This window comes from Amycolatopsis roodepoortensis, assembly GCF_024628825.1.
Taxonomy (GTDB): Bacteria; Actinomycetota; Actinomycetes; order Mycobacteriales; family Pseudonocardiaceae; genus Amycolatopsis; species Amycolatopsis roodepoortensis.
The window spans coordinates 325,941-338,600 of the sequence record NZ_CP102415.1; the positions used below are offsets into that span (position 1 = coordinate 325,941).

A 12,660-nucleotide genomic window follows, 5' to 3' on the forward strand; every position below is an offset into this window, starting at 1 on the left:
GTCGTGGTAAAGGGCTCTGGTGTTGTGCAGCCGGGGTCGCGTGTCCTGTGTGGACGGAGGGTGGCTGCCTGTTCCGACTGGCGGTATCGGGCGTGGGACGCGATGGGCTCTACTTGGCCTTACTCGCCGTGGTGCTGGTCTTGGTGGTCGGGAGCGGCTGCTTGACCGTGCTGAGCGCGGTGCGCCCAGCGGGCGGCGTCGCGGGCCGGGCGGGCCGGGTGATCGTGACCCGCTTGCGGTCGGCATCGGGTTCCTGCCAGTACTCGTCGGTGCGCAGCGGCCCGTCCGGACATGGCTGGCCCTCGGTGTGGTCGGCCGCCTGCTCGGGGCTCAACCACACCTCCTTTTCGTGCCGCTCGTCGGCCGGGTCTTCGCAGGTGACGTAGAAACGGCCGTTGTCGACGAGCAGGTCGTCGGTCAGCCACGGGCGCGATCCGCCGCACCCGGCGACGAGGATTGCCGCGGCCGCGATGGCGAGGACAGCGGGCGCGGTGCGGCGCGGAATGGTGGTCCCGCAGGAGTTGGTGTCCATTGTGGATTGTTGTCCTTCTCGTGCTGTGGACTGGATAGAGATTGCGGGGCTAAGTTCGGTGATCGAGTTGCCGAGCCTCACCGGGCCAGGCTGGGTCGAGAGGCTGCCGGTCCGCGTGCCGGACAATGGTCGTCGATGTGACCGAAAGGACATCGACCGTCGGTTTTCGCGCAGGTCGACAGTCCCTTCTGCAGCGCATCGGTTTCTCTCAGAGGAGGATCGCGGCGGTGACTCAGGTCTCGGGGGGCGGTTTGTGCGGCTGGGGCGTAGCGGCAGGCGACCTCGGCGGCGTCATGCAGTCCGCGGCAGGTGATCTCTCCCAGGCGGCGAGCTGCCCGCGACGTAGCCGAGCAACACCATCACCATTGCGATCCCGGCAGCGTCGTAGTCCGCCGCCCTGCTGAGAGCTGGGCTATTCAAGGCCGGCTCCGTCCGGGTCCGAGACGTAGGCAGCGACGTCTGACCAGAGGATAGTTGTATTGGCTACGTCGTCCGGGTGCACGTCGGCCCAGCGACCGGACGACTCGCGGTAGAGCGTGCACACGTGGTCACCGGCTTCGGTGAAGACGTCCACCCGGTCAGCGCTGCGCTCGTCGTATACCGCGGAGTCACCGTCGACCTCGGCCCACCAGCGCATGACAAGATCACTCACCTGTTGCTCCCTGTCGGTGTTGTCGGAGAGATCGCTCCCAGGCGGCGATCGGGCATCGCGAGCTTGCGACGGGCGAAGGTCTCGTGGTCGTCGATGACCGACTTCTCCAACGCCTCGTGGTGTCGACCGGCCTCGGTGAGTTCCTCGAGTTCGGGGAGACCGGCCCGCTGCCACATCCGGATGTACAAGCCGGTGGCGGCGGAGGTGAGCGGGGACAGCAGGCTGGTGTTGTACATCGCACAGCAGACTTCGGCTGCGGTGCCTGGACGGGTGTCCTCGCCGGCGGCGACGCGATCGAGGAGTTCCCGGCAGTGCGCCCGGTAGACGATTTCGAATCTCATGCGTTCCAGCGCGAAATTCGGTGCCAGCAAGGAAAAGCTGTGATGGAGCAGGTCGTTGTGCAGGGGGTGGCGGCTGCGCGCCTGGACGATCTCGTCCTCGGCTAGCCTCAGGAGGTCGAAAGCCTGAGCTATGGCCCCGAAAAGGTGGGTGGCAGGGCCGCCGCTCTCGCCGAATAGAGCGTCGACGGCGGCGCCCAGTTTGCTGAGTGAGTGGCGGCTGGTGTCCAGTTCGGCGGCCACGCTGGGAACCGGGTCGGTGGTTGTCATCACGGGTCCTCAAGTTCGGGGGTTGGCGTTCCCGCGACCTGGTCTGGCCTGCACCGTGTTCTCCGGGCGGCGGGGTGCGCTCGCCTGGTTCCGGGCTCGGTGGTGGGGTCAAGCCCGCTTTTGGCTTGACCCCACCACCGAACCCGGCGCAGAGTGCCGCTCCCCGCCGCCCGGGATCCGGTGTCGTGCGCTTCCTCGGCTGCGGGCTCTGGTTCGCCGGGTTACCCCAGGAGCCCGACCCGGCGCATGAACAACTCTCGGTAGGCCGGGATGAACCTGATGCGTTGTGCGGGCGTCACCGCACCTCCGTGTCCGGGGGAATGGCGGCGCTGGTGTTGCGCAGGGTGAGGGCTTGGTCGAGATGGTCGGCGGTCGGTTCCGGGGCGCCGTCGAGGTCGGCGAGGGTCCACGCGAGCCGCAGCACGATGTCGCCCCCGTGCAGAGTCAAGCGGCCTGCCTCGCAGGCACGGCGAATACGAGCGGCCGTATCGGGATTGTTCGTGGTGTGCAGGTGTTCGCGTGGGACCTGGGCATTGAGAACCGCCGCCCCCAGCCCTTCGCCCCTCCAGCGGGACGCCGCGCGGTCTCGCGCGACGGCGACCTGGGCACGGGTCCGTTCCAGGAGCCGGGTGATCGACGCGATCTGCGGGCCGTGGACTGGCACGTCGATCAGGTGGGTCGCGGCGAGGCGGATGTCGATCGTGTCGCGCAACGCCGGCGGGGTGAGCCATTGGGACCTGGAGGTACGGACGGCGGTGGCGACCAGCTGGAGACCGGCGGGGTAGCGGCTGTCTCCGTCGTGCTGTCGGAGGTGGGCCTCTCGATTGAGCAGCACCGCGCGCAGGGATTCCTGTGCGGACGTGGCGAACTGGTCCACGTCGGGGGCGAAGAGCACTCCGAGATGCGCTCGGCTGACCTGGCCCGGTTGGTGTCCGCCGATCAAGGACGCGAGCCGATCGCTGTGGTGGGTGACGGTCAGCGGTGGTGTGGACACCAGGATGGCGCCGTCCTCGCGAGGTCCGAGCAGGGACTGGATCGCGGCGACCTCGAGTTGCTGGTCGCGGGTGAGATCGGGCAGCAGGGCGTGCAGCCAGGACACGAGGTGCAGTCCGCCCGCGTCGTGCGGCGTCTCGCACAGAAGATGGTGCCCGCCGGCGGCGGCGACCGTGACCGCGCGCAGAACGTCCGGCGTGAGCGGGATGACGGGCCAAGGCTGGGGAGCGGTCACCGGCATGATCGGTGCGCTGGGACGGTGCAGGACGGTGTCATCGCCACGCAGCCAGTCGGCGATCTCGGTGAGGGTGTGCGCACCGAGCACATCCAGCCCGTCGACGACGGAGGCCTCGTCGAGGGTGGCGGCGGGCACGATGATCCGGTAGATACCGCGCGCGCGGGCAGTCTGTGCCGCTCGGAGCACGCCGCGAACGGGCCGGAGACTGCCGTCGAGACCAAGCTCGCCGAGTACCGCAGTGCCGAGCAGCCGCGCACGCGGCGTGCCGAGGCGGGCGGCCAGCACCGCGGTGGCTACGGCCGCGGCGTCCGGGCCGGCGGACTCCTGATCGATCCGCACCTCGACGCGACGGCGGTCGTCGCCGGGCTGGGTGCGGGAGTTGCGCACAGCGGCGTAGACCCGGTCGCGTAGCTCGGGATGGATCCGGTGTCCTTGGTGGCCCAGGATGACGACACCCGAGCCGTCGACGACGGTGGCGGTGAGGGCGAGCGGCTGACCGGTCACACCGGTCACGGACACGATCGAGACAGCGGACATGACGAGGCTCCCTTCGGAGAGTGCGGAGGCCACCGGGCGACGGCGGCGAGGACAGCTCGGCCTCGCCGCCGTCGCGCGGAAGCAGCCGTGCGGGCGAGGACGGGCAGTGTGAGCGGCGACTCAGAGAGACCACGGTCGGTATTTCTGCATCAGGAATCGCCGCTCTGCGTCGGTGATCGCCACGGGGGCGACCAGTTCAGCCGCGGCCGCGGCGTCCATCGGGGTGGGCAGCTGGTCGGCGGGTTTACCGCCGCGGGCCCGTCGGTTGGCGACCATCAACTCGACCGCTGTCGCCAGGCGGATCCGCGCAGGCTCATCCTGATCGGTGCGCATCTCCACCACGGCACCCGTGGCGATGTCGATGCACTGCTTCGCGGTCAGGCTCACCACTGGCAGAGCGTCGGCGTGCGCGGCTTCCTGCGCGGGCGTCGGTTCAGGCCACGTGGACGGCAACTGAGGCCCCCGCAGCAGCACTCGCCGCCCGTCCTTGGACAAGCAGATAATCGGATCACAGGCGATCCGGCCCAGTGCCTCCGCGGCCACCAGCGCGATCTCGAGGGGCTTGGTCGTGGTGGCGAGCCGGTGTCTGGTCTCGGCGTCGTTCGCGGGCCGGTATAGCGGCGCCTGCGAGTCTGTCGCGTGGTTCGTGGCGCATGCGTGAGCGGTCATGACGTCCTCGTTGTTGTTGCGTGGCAAGGGATCGATGGGGAGGAGAAGCAGCCTGGTGCCTCGCTCGCGAGACACGCGGGGATGTCGGCGCCGGGCTGCCGCGGGCGTAATGTCGGTGATCCGTGCTTAGAGGTGCACGGTGATCGAATCGGGCGGGTCAGGTGGCGCCGTTGTCGTCACCTGCACCGATCCGCCCTCGATGCCGTCGTCGTTGAGATCGCTGACGACCGTTTCGGCTGCGTCGTCCTCGTCGTGGGCGTGGATAGGACCGATGGTCAGCGTCACCCAGTAGCGCTTCTGGCAAGCCATGTCCGCTCACCCGTCGAAGTGGCGTCGCGTGAGCAGATGCGCCAGCTCCCGACCGCAGTCGTAGGCGACCGAGCGTGGCGACTCGGCGTCGTCGAAGGTCAGCCCGCTGCCGCAGCGGAACTCCAGCATCCCTCGCAGAGCGATATACGGGTGCCGGGCAGCGCCGAGCAGCAGTCGGGCGAACCGCCGGAGCCCGCTCGTACCTGGTCGTCGCTGGCGGGCGGCTTGTGTTGTCGGGACGATCAGATCCAGGTCGAGGCCGGTGCGGGGCGCGTTGCGCAGGACCTGCAGAAATTGTCGCGCAGCGTCGTGCGGGCTCTCGACGTCGCCGAGATTGACGCCCAGTGTCACGTTGCGCGCGGTGCCTGCCGGGTCCGTTGTCCATTCGTCGATGGCGCCGTGGCGTGCCCGGGGTAGGCGCATTTTCACGACCTGGACTCCGTCGTCGGCGACGACGGAGACGACATCGCGGGAGCCGTCGGGTCCGATGGTCACGGTCACCATAGGCGGGATCACGTGGTCGAGCTCCGCCGTGTGCGGGAAGTCGAGGGGGTCACGGTGGAGCAGGTCGGTCGGCTGGAGCACGTCCCGGTACACGGTCTTGCCACACACCGAGCACGGCGCGGTGGCTCCATCGAGCGCGCCGGGGTCCCCGAGCGCCATCGCCATGACGCCGTCCATAACTGCTTCCTTTCCTTACGCTATTGAGGTTTTCCCGAAGACCAGGCACGGGTGGGGGTGCGGATGTCCTCACGGGATTTGGCGGGCGACGGCGATGCTGCTGGAGCCGCCGTACTTGGCGTCGACCTCGCGGTAGCAGCGGCGGCACACCACGCCGGTGCGGGATTCGGAGCCTTTGCCTGAGGCGTTGCAGCACGGTGTGAGCGGGATCAGCTTTTCCGTGCCGTCGTCGTGGAGGATCGGGCGACCGGGCTCGCCGAGGGGGATGAGCAGGTCGTCGTCTGCGTCGACGCCGACGACCCGGTCGGCGATCACGACGTGGACGTTTCGGTGGCTGCCATCGGCCAGTTCGATAGCGACGGCAGCGCCGGGTGTGTCCGGACGGGGCATGGCGACGTACCTTTCGGGAATGGGGGGCGGAACGAGCGAGGCCGCCGGTCATCGCTGCTGCGGTGACCGGCGGCCGGGACGGAACGGGGATCTGCGGGGCTCAGCCGGGCAGCGACATCGCGTAGCGCATGGCGGGAAGGTCGATGTCGATACCGCCGCCGCGCATCGAGACCGGCTCGACGCCGCGTCCGGCGAGCAGGCCGGCTTCCTCCGGGTCGGCGGCGTAGTCCCAGCCTTCACGCTGGCGGACCTCGGCGTAGATGTGGGTGTGGTCGTGTTCGCAGGTGTAGCCGCGGTCATCGGGCAGGTGCCAGGTCAGGCCGTCACATTCGACGACGTACTGTTCCCCGTTTTCGGGGTTCACCAGGCCTGTCTGCCAGCCACAGGGCCAGATCTCGCGGGCGAGGTAGCAGGCGCGGACCGCGGCGACGGTCTCGTGTGTGGCGGTTCCCCCGTCGGGGTGGCGCCGCCGGTTTCCGCATGTCACAGGCAAGGGTTTCTCCCGTCTGGGGGTGCGTGGACGGGCATGGGGCCGCGGGAGCCTCACCGTGGGGAAAGGGGGCGTAGCCTCGCGCAGCGACGCCGTAGGCGCCCTTGGAGCACGGTGAGGCTCCCGCTGCCATGGGCCCGTCCACGCACCCCCAGACGGGAGAGTTGATCGGTAGTTCCTCGTGTCCTCGTCGAGCCGGACCTGATGCTGGGTGTGGCCGTCGCTACCACTCTCAGTAGGGGAATTCGTTGCACCGTTCGCCGTCTGCCTCGAACTTGATGCAGGTGCAGCCGTGTTTGATGGCATGCCGGAAAAGGAGGAGCAGTTCGTCCGGCCAATCGTGCTCGGCGGCGGCCTGCTCCAATTGCTCCTGCGGCACGGACACGAGCCAGCCGCGCGCGGTGGGGTCGGCCGACAGGCCTTCGTAGTCGCCGAGCTGTTCGTTGGTCTCGAACCGAAGGTGTCCGGTGGAGACGTCGAGGATTCGCGTGATCGGGAAGGCCGGACCGGATGTTTCGGTGTCGAGATCGGCGGGGGTGGCTCGGACTGCCGTGTCGTCGCGGTCGCTGTCGCGGGGGACGGCCGCACCCGCTTCCGAGCTGTCATCCTGGCGCTCCAGCCGTTCGCGGGCTGTGTCGAGGACGACCTCCCCCGCGAGCACCCCGCGCAATCCGATCGTGACGGCGCAGACGAGGCAGGTGGCCATGTGCACGAAGGGCTTGTCCGGGCCGGGGCACAGGTCGAAGCAGCAGGTGCTGTAGTGGTCCAGGTCATCGAGGGCGTCCTCGATGACCGCCCGCATCTCCCGGTTCTGGCGGACCAGGTCCGCGGGCGCAGTAGGTGAAGCGATCACGACATGGTTCCTTTCAGCACTGGACGTGGATATTGAGCGTCGACGTGGCCCGGCCCGGGCAGCACTGTCGGTTCTGGCAGTGACCGCTGAGACGGGAGTTGCGGCCCCTCAAACGGAAAGCGCCGTTGCACCTGTGTCCACCGTGGAAGGGTGGGGATGCCTCGCCGGGTGGCACGGCGCGTGGTCGGCCGTAGAACCAGATCATCGACGTGTGCAGACATTCGGCGGCTGTACCGGCGCCGCGGGCGTAGAGCCGTTGCGCGCCGTCGACGATCAGCGCATCCCGGAGAAGGGCTTGATGCTGCGACAGCAGGTCCTCGAGCACCGTCTCGGCGTCCATACCGAGGCTGGCGGGATCGAGAGTCCAGCGAGACCCGGATCGTCGAGATAGGAACCGGACGTCATGACTCCTCGGTCCGCTCGTGGTTGGGGCGCACGGCGGCTCGAAGGCTTTGCACGAGGGGATCCCGGTCGCCGAGACCGCGGATTTCGATCGCGTCCAGCTTTTCCAGCAGCCTGGCCGCGGCGACTACGTAGGACCCGGCACCCATCCGGTCCAGGATCAGGGGGATGAGGTTCTCGACATGATCGTCGTCGTGCAGGCTCAGCCGCTGCGCGAGGAACGAGGCGAGGACGACGAAGATCCGCGGATCTGCCGCCAGCATCGTGTCGAGAACGGCCAGGCCGGTCAGGGGTTCCACGCCCTGTCCGGGTGCCAGGTCCTCCCCGCCGGCCTCGGGCGTTTTGGGATCCTCGGCGGATCCCGCGTGGCTAAGGATGATCTGCACCATCGTGTCGCGGACGACGTCGATGCGGTGCTCGAGCACGAACGTGCCTGTGGCGAGGTGCACTCCCAGCACGCTGTCCGGGGCGACGCGCCGGTAGCGCTCGGCCAGCAGGTTGTGCACGTGGTCCCCGAACGGAACCTCGGCGGTGTAGCCGGTGCCCGTGGCGACGTTGCAGGCGACCTCGCCGTAGGCGGCCAGGTAGGACCCGTCCTCGTCCGTGCGGGTGGTGAACAGGACATAGTCGGCTCCGATGTTGCCGGTAACGGACACGGTCTCACGGATGGCTTTCAGCAGACGCTGCTCGGTGACGCTGTCGCGCTCCTGCTGGAGCTGGCGGAGCAGGGTGCCGTCGCGCCGTTCGGCCTTCAGCCGCGTCATCAGCACTTTGACGTCGGTCCAGGTCGACGGAGGATCGGAGCGAGGGGCGTTGAGCAGGGCGTGCAGTGTGTCCAATGTGGTCACGTGCTGCCTCCTATCCTTGTGGTGCGTCAGGGATCCGGTGTGCGGTGGCCGCCGCGCGGCATCGGCGTTGGAGTCGCCGGGCGTCGGTACACGGGTGTCAGCGGGCGGGGTCGCGCCGCGGACGGGTCGACGGTGCGGAGTCTCTGCCGCCGCCGGGCGGACTCTGGGGGAGGTGTGGCGCTCGGCGGGTTCGGGCGCGGAGCCGTGGTCGCGGAGGTGCCGGCGTCGACGTTCGGCGAGGACGTGCTGGCCGCTGCGGTGCCGTCCGCGTGCGACGGTGGCCTGGGCGACCTCGGCCCTGGTGGCCCAGCGCAGGTTGTCGGCCCGGCAGTTGAAGCTGTCGCCGTCGAGGAACATCGCGACGTGTCCTTGCGGTGGGTCGCCGTGGAACGCCTCGCACACCAGCCGGGCGACGCGTGCGGAACGCTGGCTGGAGTCCAGCCGGTACTGCACCTGAAGCCTGGGCCGAGTTCGCTTCACGCGCACTACTCGAGGGACAAGGATCCGGGCTGTGGCGGCTGAACGCACGCGCCCGAGGTCGGAAACCTCCAGCACCGGCACGGACGGGGCAACGCGCCACCGTTCGCCCTGGCTGTGGAGCGGCTGTTCAGTCTCGTCGGGCACGATCCGCTCCTTTCGTGGCGGTGACGTGCGGGGGTGGGAGGTCATGCCCGCGCCGGGGGAAGTCGGCGCGGGCATGACCAGCAAGGGGAGCGGCGGTGGCTACGCCGCCTCGGCCTCGGACGCGTCGTCGTTCTGCGCGCCGGTCGCGCCGTCGGCGGTCTCGGCGGCGGGGGCGAGGTGGGGCCATTCCGCGTGGTCGAGTTCCGGGTTGTTCACCAGCCTCTCGACCGGGGAGAGCGGAAACTCCAATGCCTCCAGGAGCTCGAAGTAGAACTTCGTGTCCTCACTGGGCGAACGCCAGCTGGCGTCGGCGTTCTCGGTGTAGGCGCGGTTCCAGTGCTCTTCGCACGCGCCGATGACCTGGGCGAGCCGGATGAGCACGGCCTGGGTCTCGGTGCAGTTCTTCTGCCGCAGCTTCGTGACGAGCGGATTCGCCGCACGGCTATTTCCCTTGGGCTCGGCGATCTTGAGCAGCTGGCACGCGTAGCTGTGCTTCGGCGCGGCGTCGGAGAGGAAGTCCGAGGCGAGCACCTCGGCCAGCGCCAGCCAGTGATGCACCCGCTTCGGCAGGTCGGCGGCTTTGCGTTTGCTCCAGCCGGTGAAGAACTTCACCAGCCACGCCCGCCGCTCCTCCTTGGCTTTGCGCCAGGCCTCGTTGTTCTTGCCCGCGCGCTTGACCTCCGCGGCCTTGTAGGCGCGGTCCGGCTCCACTTGGGCTCCGCCGCGGCGGACGTGCCCGTGAGCGTCCGGATCCGTGCAGACGTACACGATGTCCGCTGCGGGCTGATCGAGGTCGTCTTCGGCGTAGGCGGCGTGGCCGGGGCAGCCGGCGTGCTCCTCAGGTGTGAGGCTCTTCTCGGCCTGTCCGTCGGCGAACAGGTTCCACAGTTTCGCCACACCCTCGGCGTCGGGGTCGGCGATGGTGATGCCGTCGGCGCGCAGCTGCGTCTCCGCGGCCGCGATCTGAACCGAGGCCCGGGTGTGGTGGCCGTATTTTGCGTAGTCCATGCACAGCTCGGTGATGTCGAGCTCACGTCCGTAGAGGAGCCTGACCGCGGCGCCGCGGCCGGGGCAGTCAGTGTGGTCGGCTGGGTCGAGCGGGGTCTGGTCCTCGCCAGTGCACAGGTCTTCCAGCAGAGCGGAGCCTGCGGGCCGGTCCCAGCTCTTCTCCACGATGGCGTAGCCCAGGTCGATGAGCCGCTGCTCCTCCTCGGCCCGCAGGGCGCGCTGCCGACGGTCCTCACGGACCTGGCCGAGTTTCCACTCGAAGTTGCCCGGGTTCTCGCGGAGGCAACGGACCACGGTCAGGTAGTCCTCATCGTTGTCTTCGAACTCCTTGAGTTGGGCCAGTACAAGCAGGTCGGTCTCGGGGAGAAGCTCGTTCGCCGCCTGGATGGTGCGCGGGCTGGCCGCGACGACGCGGCCGGCCTTGATCCGTTCGACCGGTTTGCTGAGCTCGTCGGCGATGGCGTCGTCGTCGAGGCCGGTGAGCGCCAGCTGCTCGTAGACCTTGGCTTCTTCGGCCTGGGTGTAGTCCTCGCGGTGAAGGTTCTCGATGATCTGGGCGATCAGGGTCTCGCGGGTAGTGCCGGGGGCGTGCACCATGACCGGGATGGTGAGGTCGGGGTTCTCGACCTCCTTGACCGCGACGGCGGCGGCCGTGCGGTGGAAGCCGACCTGGACCTCGAGGACGCCATCGGGCCCGGGGGCAACGTTGACGATCGAGACCATGGGATCGAGGCCGCGCTTGGCTACCGAGGCGACGAGTTCCGGCTTCTTCTGCCGGATGTCGCCCACGACACGGCTGTTGCCGTCGGCGCGCAGGTCGCGCGGGTCGATCTTGTACTCGATGTAGGGATACTGGCGCTGCTCGGCCGCCGTAGTGGTGGCCTCGTCGACGGTCGTGGCCGGGGTCGCGACGTCGTCGACGGCGGTGTCGCGTTCGGCGAGGTTCGTGGTCACTGTGCAGCCTCCTGGGGGTGCGCGGGCATGGCTCTGCCCTGACGCGAATGGCGGAATGTGTGGAGCAGACGAAAAGAACGGATTGGCGACGGACCATGGGGGCCGCCGGACCGCTTGGTGGTGCGCTCCGTGGTGTGACCGTGCCGGGGCCGGGGGTGTCCAGCGTCTTTTTGCTGGACACCCCCGGTTTCGGTGCGGCACAGTGCGCTGGGCCCACCGAGCGCGGCGGGCCCAGCCAGGCAGCTCATAGGCACGCAAGGCTGTGCCGGCAAGCTGCGGGTGGCTTCGGGAGAGACGAAAAGGGCTGGCGGGCGCCCGTCCGGCTGGGGCGCGCTCAGGTGTTGTCGTCGGGGACGACTAGAGCGGTGCCGCGTTCGGATCCGGACAGGCCGTGGGAAGCAGGTCGACGTCGTCGCCGGGCTGAGCTGCGAGGTTCACGCGGAACTTCCGGCCGTGCTGGTCGGTCAGGATGACCGGCACGCTGGGGGAGTCCTTGATCAGGTTCAGCAGCCTGGTGGCGGCTTCGCGGGGATCGCTGCTGTCGTCGATCCACCAGGCGATCTGCGCATCGAAACCCGTGGGGCGCGGGTAGCGGTAGGACTCGGCCCGCATTCGGTTCCCGGTGTCGTCGGCTGGGGTCCAGCTGTTCTCGACGATGCGGTGGCCGTGCGTGGCCAGGATCGCCTCGACGGCCATTGTCGTGCTGGCGGGCCTGGCGAGGATCAGGTCGCCGCCACACTCGAGGCCCTCGACGACGATGATCTCGCTACGGGAACGGTTCCACTCGACGGCGAAGGTGTCCTGCTGGTCGACGGGCCCGGTGGGCAGGGCGTCGATCGCCCTCCGCCAGGGGAGACCGAGCCGGTGCTGCCGCTGGCCGAGCGGCACACTCAACATGTCCACCACGTCGGCGCAGGTGAAGGTCGGGTTGCCGAAGATGTCGCAAGCGGCGGTGTACAGCCCGAGTTCCGGGACGTGAAGACAGATAGTCCCGTTCTCGTGCCGGTCGGGTTCCTCGTAGACGGTGAAGGCGACCTCGGGGGCTTTCTGGATCAGCGAGTGGGCGAGATCGGTGATGCTGTCGCGCGCGATCTCGTCGGAGTCGTGCCGCCGGCCGAGGTGCAGAGTCCTGGAGCTGGCGATGTCGGTGTCGATGAGGCCGTAGTCCTGCAACGTTCTCAGGACTGTCCGGACGCGGTAGGGCGGGCAGGCGTGGATCGTGGCCGATCCGGAACTCCAATCAGTCATGGCGGGGTCTCCTTGGCGGTCGTGCTAGGGCAGGGGGATTTGCGCCGTGTGCGCGTGGGGATGCGCTGACACGGAAGGAAAAGGGCGTGGTCGAGCGAGGCGGCTACTGGCCTGGCAGGGGTTCACCTGGCGTTGACGCCGGTGCCGTCGTGGGGCTGGTCTCTGTCAGATGCAGGGTCCATTCCTGGTGCTCGAAAACTGACCCTCCGGACCGGAGGAGCACTTGGGATTCGCACGGATAGTCAAGCGGGGCAACGAAAGTCGGGTATCCGCAGTCGGACATGAAGCGGTACACCATGCCGCCGTAGGTGTCCTCGTTCCACCGCCACTCGCCGTGGTCTCGGATCTCGGTGAACGCGCCGCTGTCGATGGCGTTGGGAACGCCGGCGATCGGCAGGCCGCGGCCGCCGGGGACGTAGGTGGCGAGGGTGTGCGCGGACACGCACAGCGGGACGGGGCTGTGGGCCAGCCACCACGGCCGGTGGGTACCGATGAAAACCATGAGCCGCCGGGCCGGGTCGCGACGGCGCAGGGATTGCGTCCAGGGGGTGATGGTGAGGTCGTGCATCGGCGGCCATCGCGCCCGCGGGGCCGGAGCGTAAACAGGCATCGGATCACCGGGCG

Annotated in this window: 15 protein-coding genes; all 15 read right to left on the reverse strand. The window is 68.8% G+C overall.

Annotated elements, in window-relative coordinates:
• Positions 1-109: 109 nt before the first annotated feature.
• Positions 110-532, reverse strand: coding sequence for a hypothetical protein (locus NQK81_RS01510; RefSeq protein ID WP_257486691.1), 423 nt, complete (start codon positions 530-532; stop codon positions 110-112).
• Between the two features lie 412 nt (positions 533-944).
• Positions 945-1,184 carry a hypothetical protein gene (locus tag NQK81_RS01515; RefSeq protein ID WP_257486692.1) on the reverse strand — a complete coding sequence of 80 codons (240 nt, stop codon included), beginning with the start codon at positions 1,182-1,184 and terminating at the stop codon, positions 945-947.
• Complete coding sequence (locus tag NQK81_RS01520) at positions 1,181-1,765, reverse strand: hypothetical protein (protein WP_257486693.1); 585 nt, start codon at positions 1,763-1,765, stop codon at positions 1,181-1,183. The genes NQK81_RS01515 and NQK81_RS01520 overlap by 4 nt, the downstream gene beginning before the upstream one ends.
• A 322-nt stretch (positions 1,766-2,087) precedes the next feature.
• Positions 2,088-3,560, reverse strand: a complete 1,473-nt coding sequence (locus tag NQK81_RS01525; RefSeq protein ID WP_257486694.1) for an ATP-binding protein — start codon at positions 3,558-3,560, stop codon at positions 2,088-2,090.
• 120 nt (positions 3,561-3,680) lie between these two features.
• Entirely contained in the window at positions 3,681-4,229 is a 549-nt protein-coding gene (locus NQK81_RS01530) for a hypothetical protein (protein WP_257486695.1), read from the reverse strand.
• A 126-nt stretch (positions 4,230-4,355) separates the two neighbouring features.
• A complete protein-coding gene (locus NQK81_RS01535) occupies positions 4,356-4,538 on the reverse strand; it encodes a hypothetical protein (RefSeq protein ID WP_257486696.1) in 183 nt (60 codons plus the stop codon).
• Between the two features lie 6 nt (positions 4,539-4,544).
• Entirely contained in the window at positions 4,545-5,219 is a 675-nt protein-coding gene (locus tag NQK81_RS01540; RefSeq protein WP_257486697.1) for a hypothetical protein, read from the reverse strand.
• A gap of 69 nt (positions 5,220-5,288) precedes the next feature.
• A complete protein-coding gene (locus NQK81_RS01545) occupies positions 5,289-5,609 on the reverse strand; it encodes a hypothetical protein (protein WP_257486698.1) in 321 nt (106 codons plus the stop codon).
• Between the two features lie 100 nt (positions 5,610-5,709).
• Entirely contained in the window at positions 5,710-6,102 is a 393-nt protein-coding gene (locus NQK81_RS01550; protein WP_257486699.1) for a hypothetical protein, read from the reverse strand.
• 229 nt (positions 6,103-6,331) lie between these two features.
• The gene (locus NQK81_RS01555) at positions 6,332-6,952 is read right to left on the reverse strand and encodes a DUF5983 family protein (RefSeq protein WP_257486700.1); all 621 of its coding nucleotides are present in this window, start codon (positions 6,950-6,952) and stop codon (positions 6,332-6,334) included.
• Between the two features lie 13 nt (positions 6,953-6,965).
• Entirely contained in the window at positions 6,966-7,292 is a 327-nt protein-coding gene (locus NQK81_RS01560) for a hypothetical protein (RefSeq protein ID WP_257486701.1), read from the reverse strand.
• 61 nt (positions 7,293-7,353) lie between these two features.
• Positions 7,354-8,682, reverse strand: coding sequence for an HNH endonuclease signature motif containing protein (locus NQK81_RS01565; RefSeq protein ID WP_257486702.1), 1,329 nt, complete (start codon positions 8,680-8,682; stop codon positions 7,354-7,356).
• 243 nt (positions 8,683-8,925) lie between these two features.
• A complete protein-coding gene (locus NQK81_RS01570) occupies positions 8,926-10,788 on the reverse strand; it encodes a ParB/RepB/Spo0J family partition protein (RefSeq protein WP_257486703.1) in 1,863 nt (620 codons plus the stop codon).
• 357 nt (positions 10,789-11,145) lie between these two features.
• A complete protein-coding gene (locus tag NQK81_RS01575) occupies positions 11,146-12,036 on the reverse strand; it encodes a hypothetical protein (RefSeq protein WP_257486704.1) in 891 nt (296 codons plus the stop codon).
• 103 nt (positions 12,037-12,139) lie between these two features.
• A complete protein-coding gene (locus NQK81_RS01580) occupies positions 12,140-12,646 on the reverse strand; it encodes a deazapurine DNA modification protein DpdA family protein (RefSeq protein WP_257486705.1) in 507 nt (168 codons plus the stop codon).
• Positions 12,647-12,660 lie beyond the last annotated feature (14 nt).

What these genes read in the sequence shown, in the direction of transcription:
- NQK81_RS01510 (WP_257486691.1), bottom strand. Translation starts at nt 532, where the DNA reads ATGGACACCAACTCCTGCGGGACCACCATTCCGCGCCGCACCGCGCCC.
- NQK81_RS01525 (WP_257486694.1), bottom strand. Translation starts at nt 3,560, where the DNA reads ATGTCCGCTGTCTCGATCGTGTCCGTGACCGGTGTGACCGGTCAGCCG.
- NQK81_RS01530 (WP_257486695.1), bottom strand. Translation starts at nt 4,229, where the DNA reads ATGACCGCTCACGCATGCGCCACGAACCACGCGACAGACTCGCAGGCG.
- NQK81_RS01535 (WP_257486696.1), bottom strand. Translation starts at nt 4,538, where the DNA reads ATGGCTTGCCAGAAGCGCTACTGGGTGACGCTGACCATCGGTCCTATC.
- NQK81_RS01540 (WP_257486697.1), bottom strand. Translation starts at nt 5,219, where the DNA reads ATGGACGGCGTCATGGCGATGGCGCTCGGGGACCCCGGCGCGCTCGAT.
- NQK81_RS01545 (WP_257486698.1), bottom strand. Translation starts at nt 5,609, where the DNA reads ATGCCCCGTCCGGACACACCCGGCGCTGCCGTCGCTATCGAACTGGCC.
- NQK81_RS01560 (WP_257486701.1), bottom strand. Translation starts at nt 7,292, where the DNA reads ATGGACGCCGAGACGGTGCTCGAGGACCTGCTGTCGCAGCATCAAGCC.
- NQK81_RS01575 (WP_257486704.1), bottom strand. Translation starts at nt 12,036, where the DNA reads ATGACTGATTGGAGTTCCGGATCGGCCACGATCCACGCCTGCCCGCCC.
- NQK81_RS01580 (WP_257486705.1), bottom strand. Translation starts at nt 12,646, where the DNA reads ATGCCTGTTTACGCTCCGGCCCCGCGGGCGCGATGGCCGCCGATGCAC.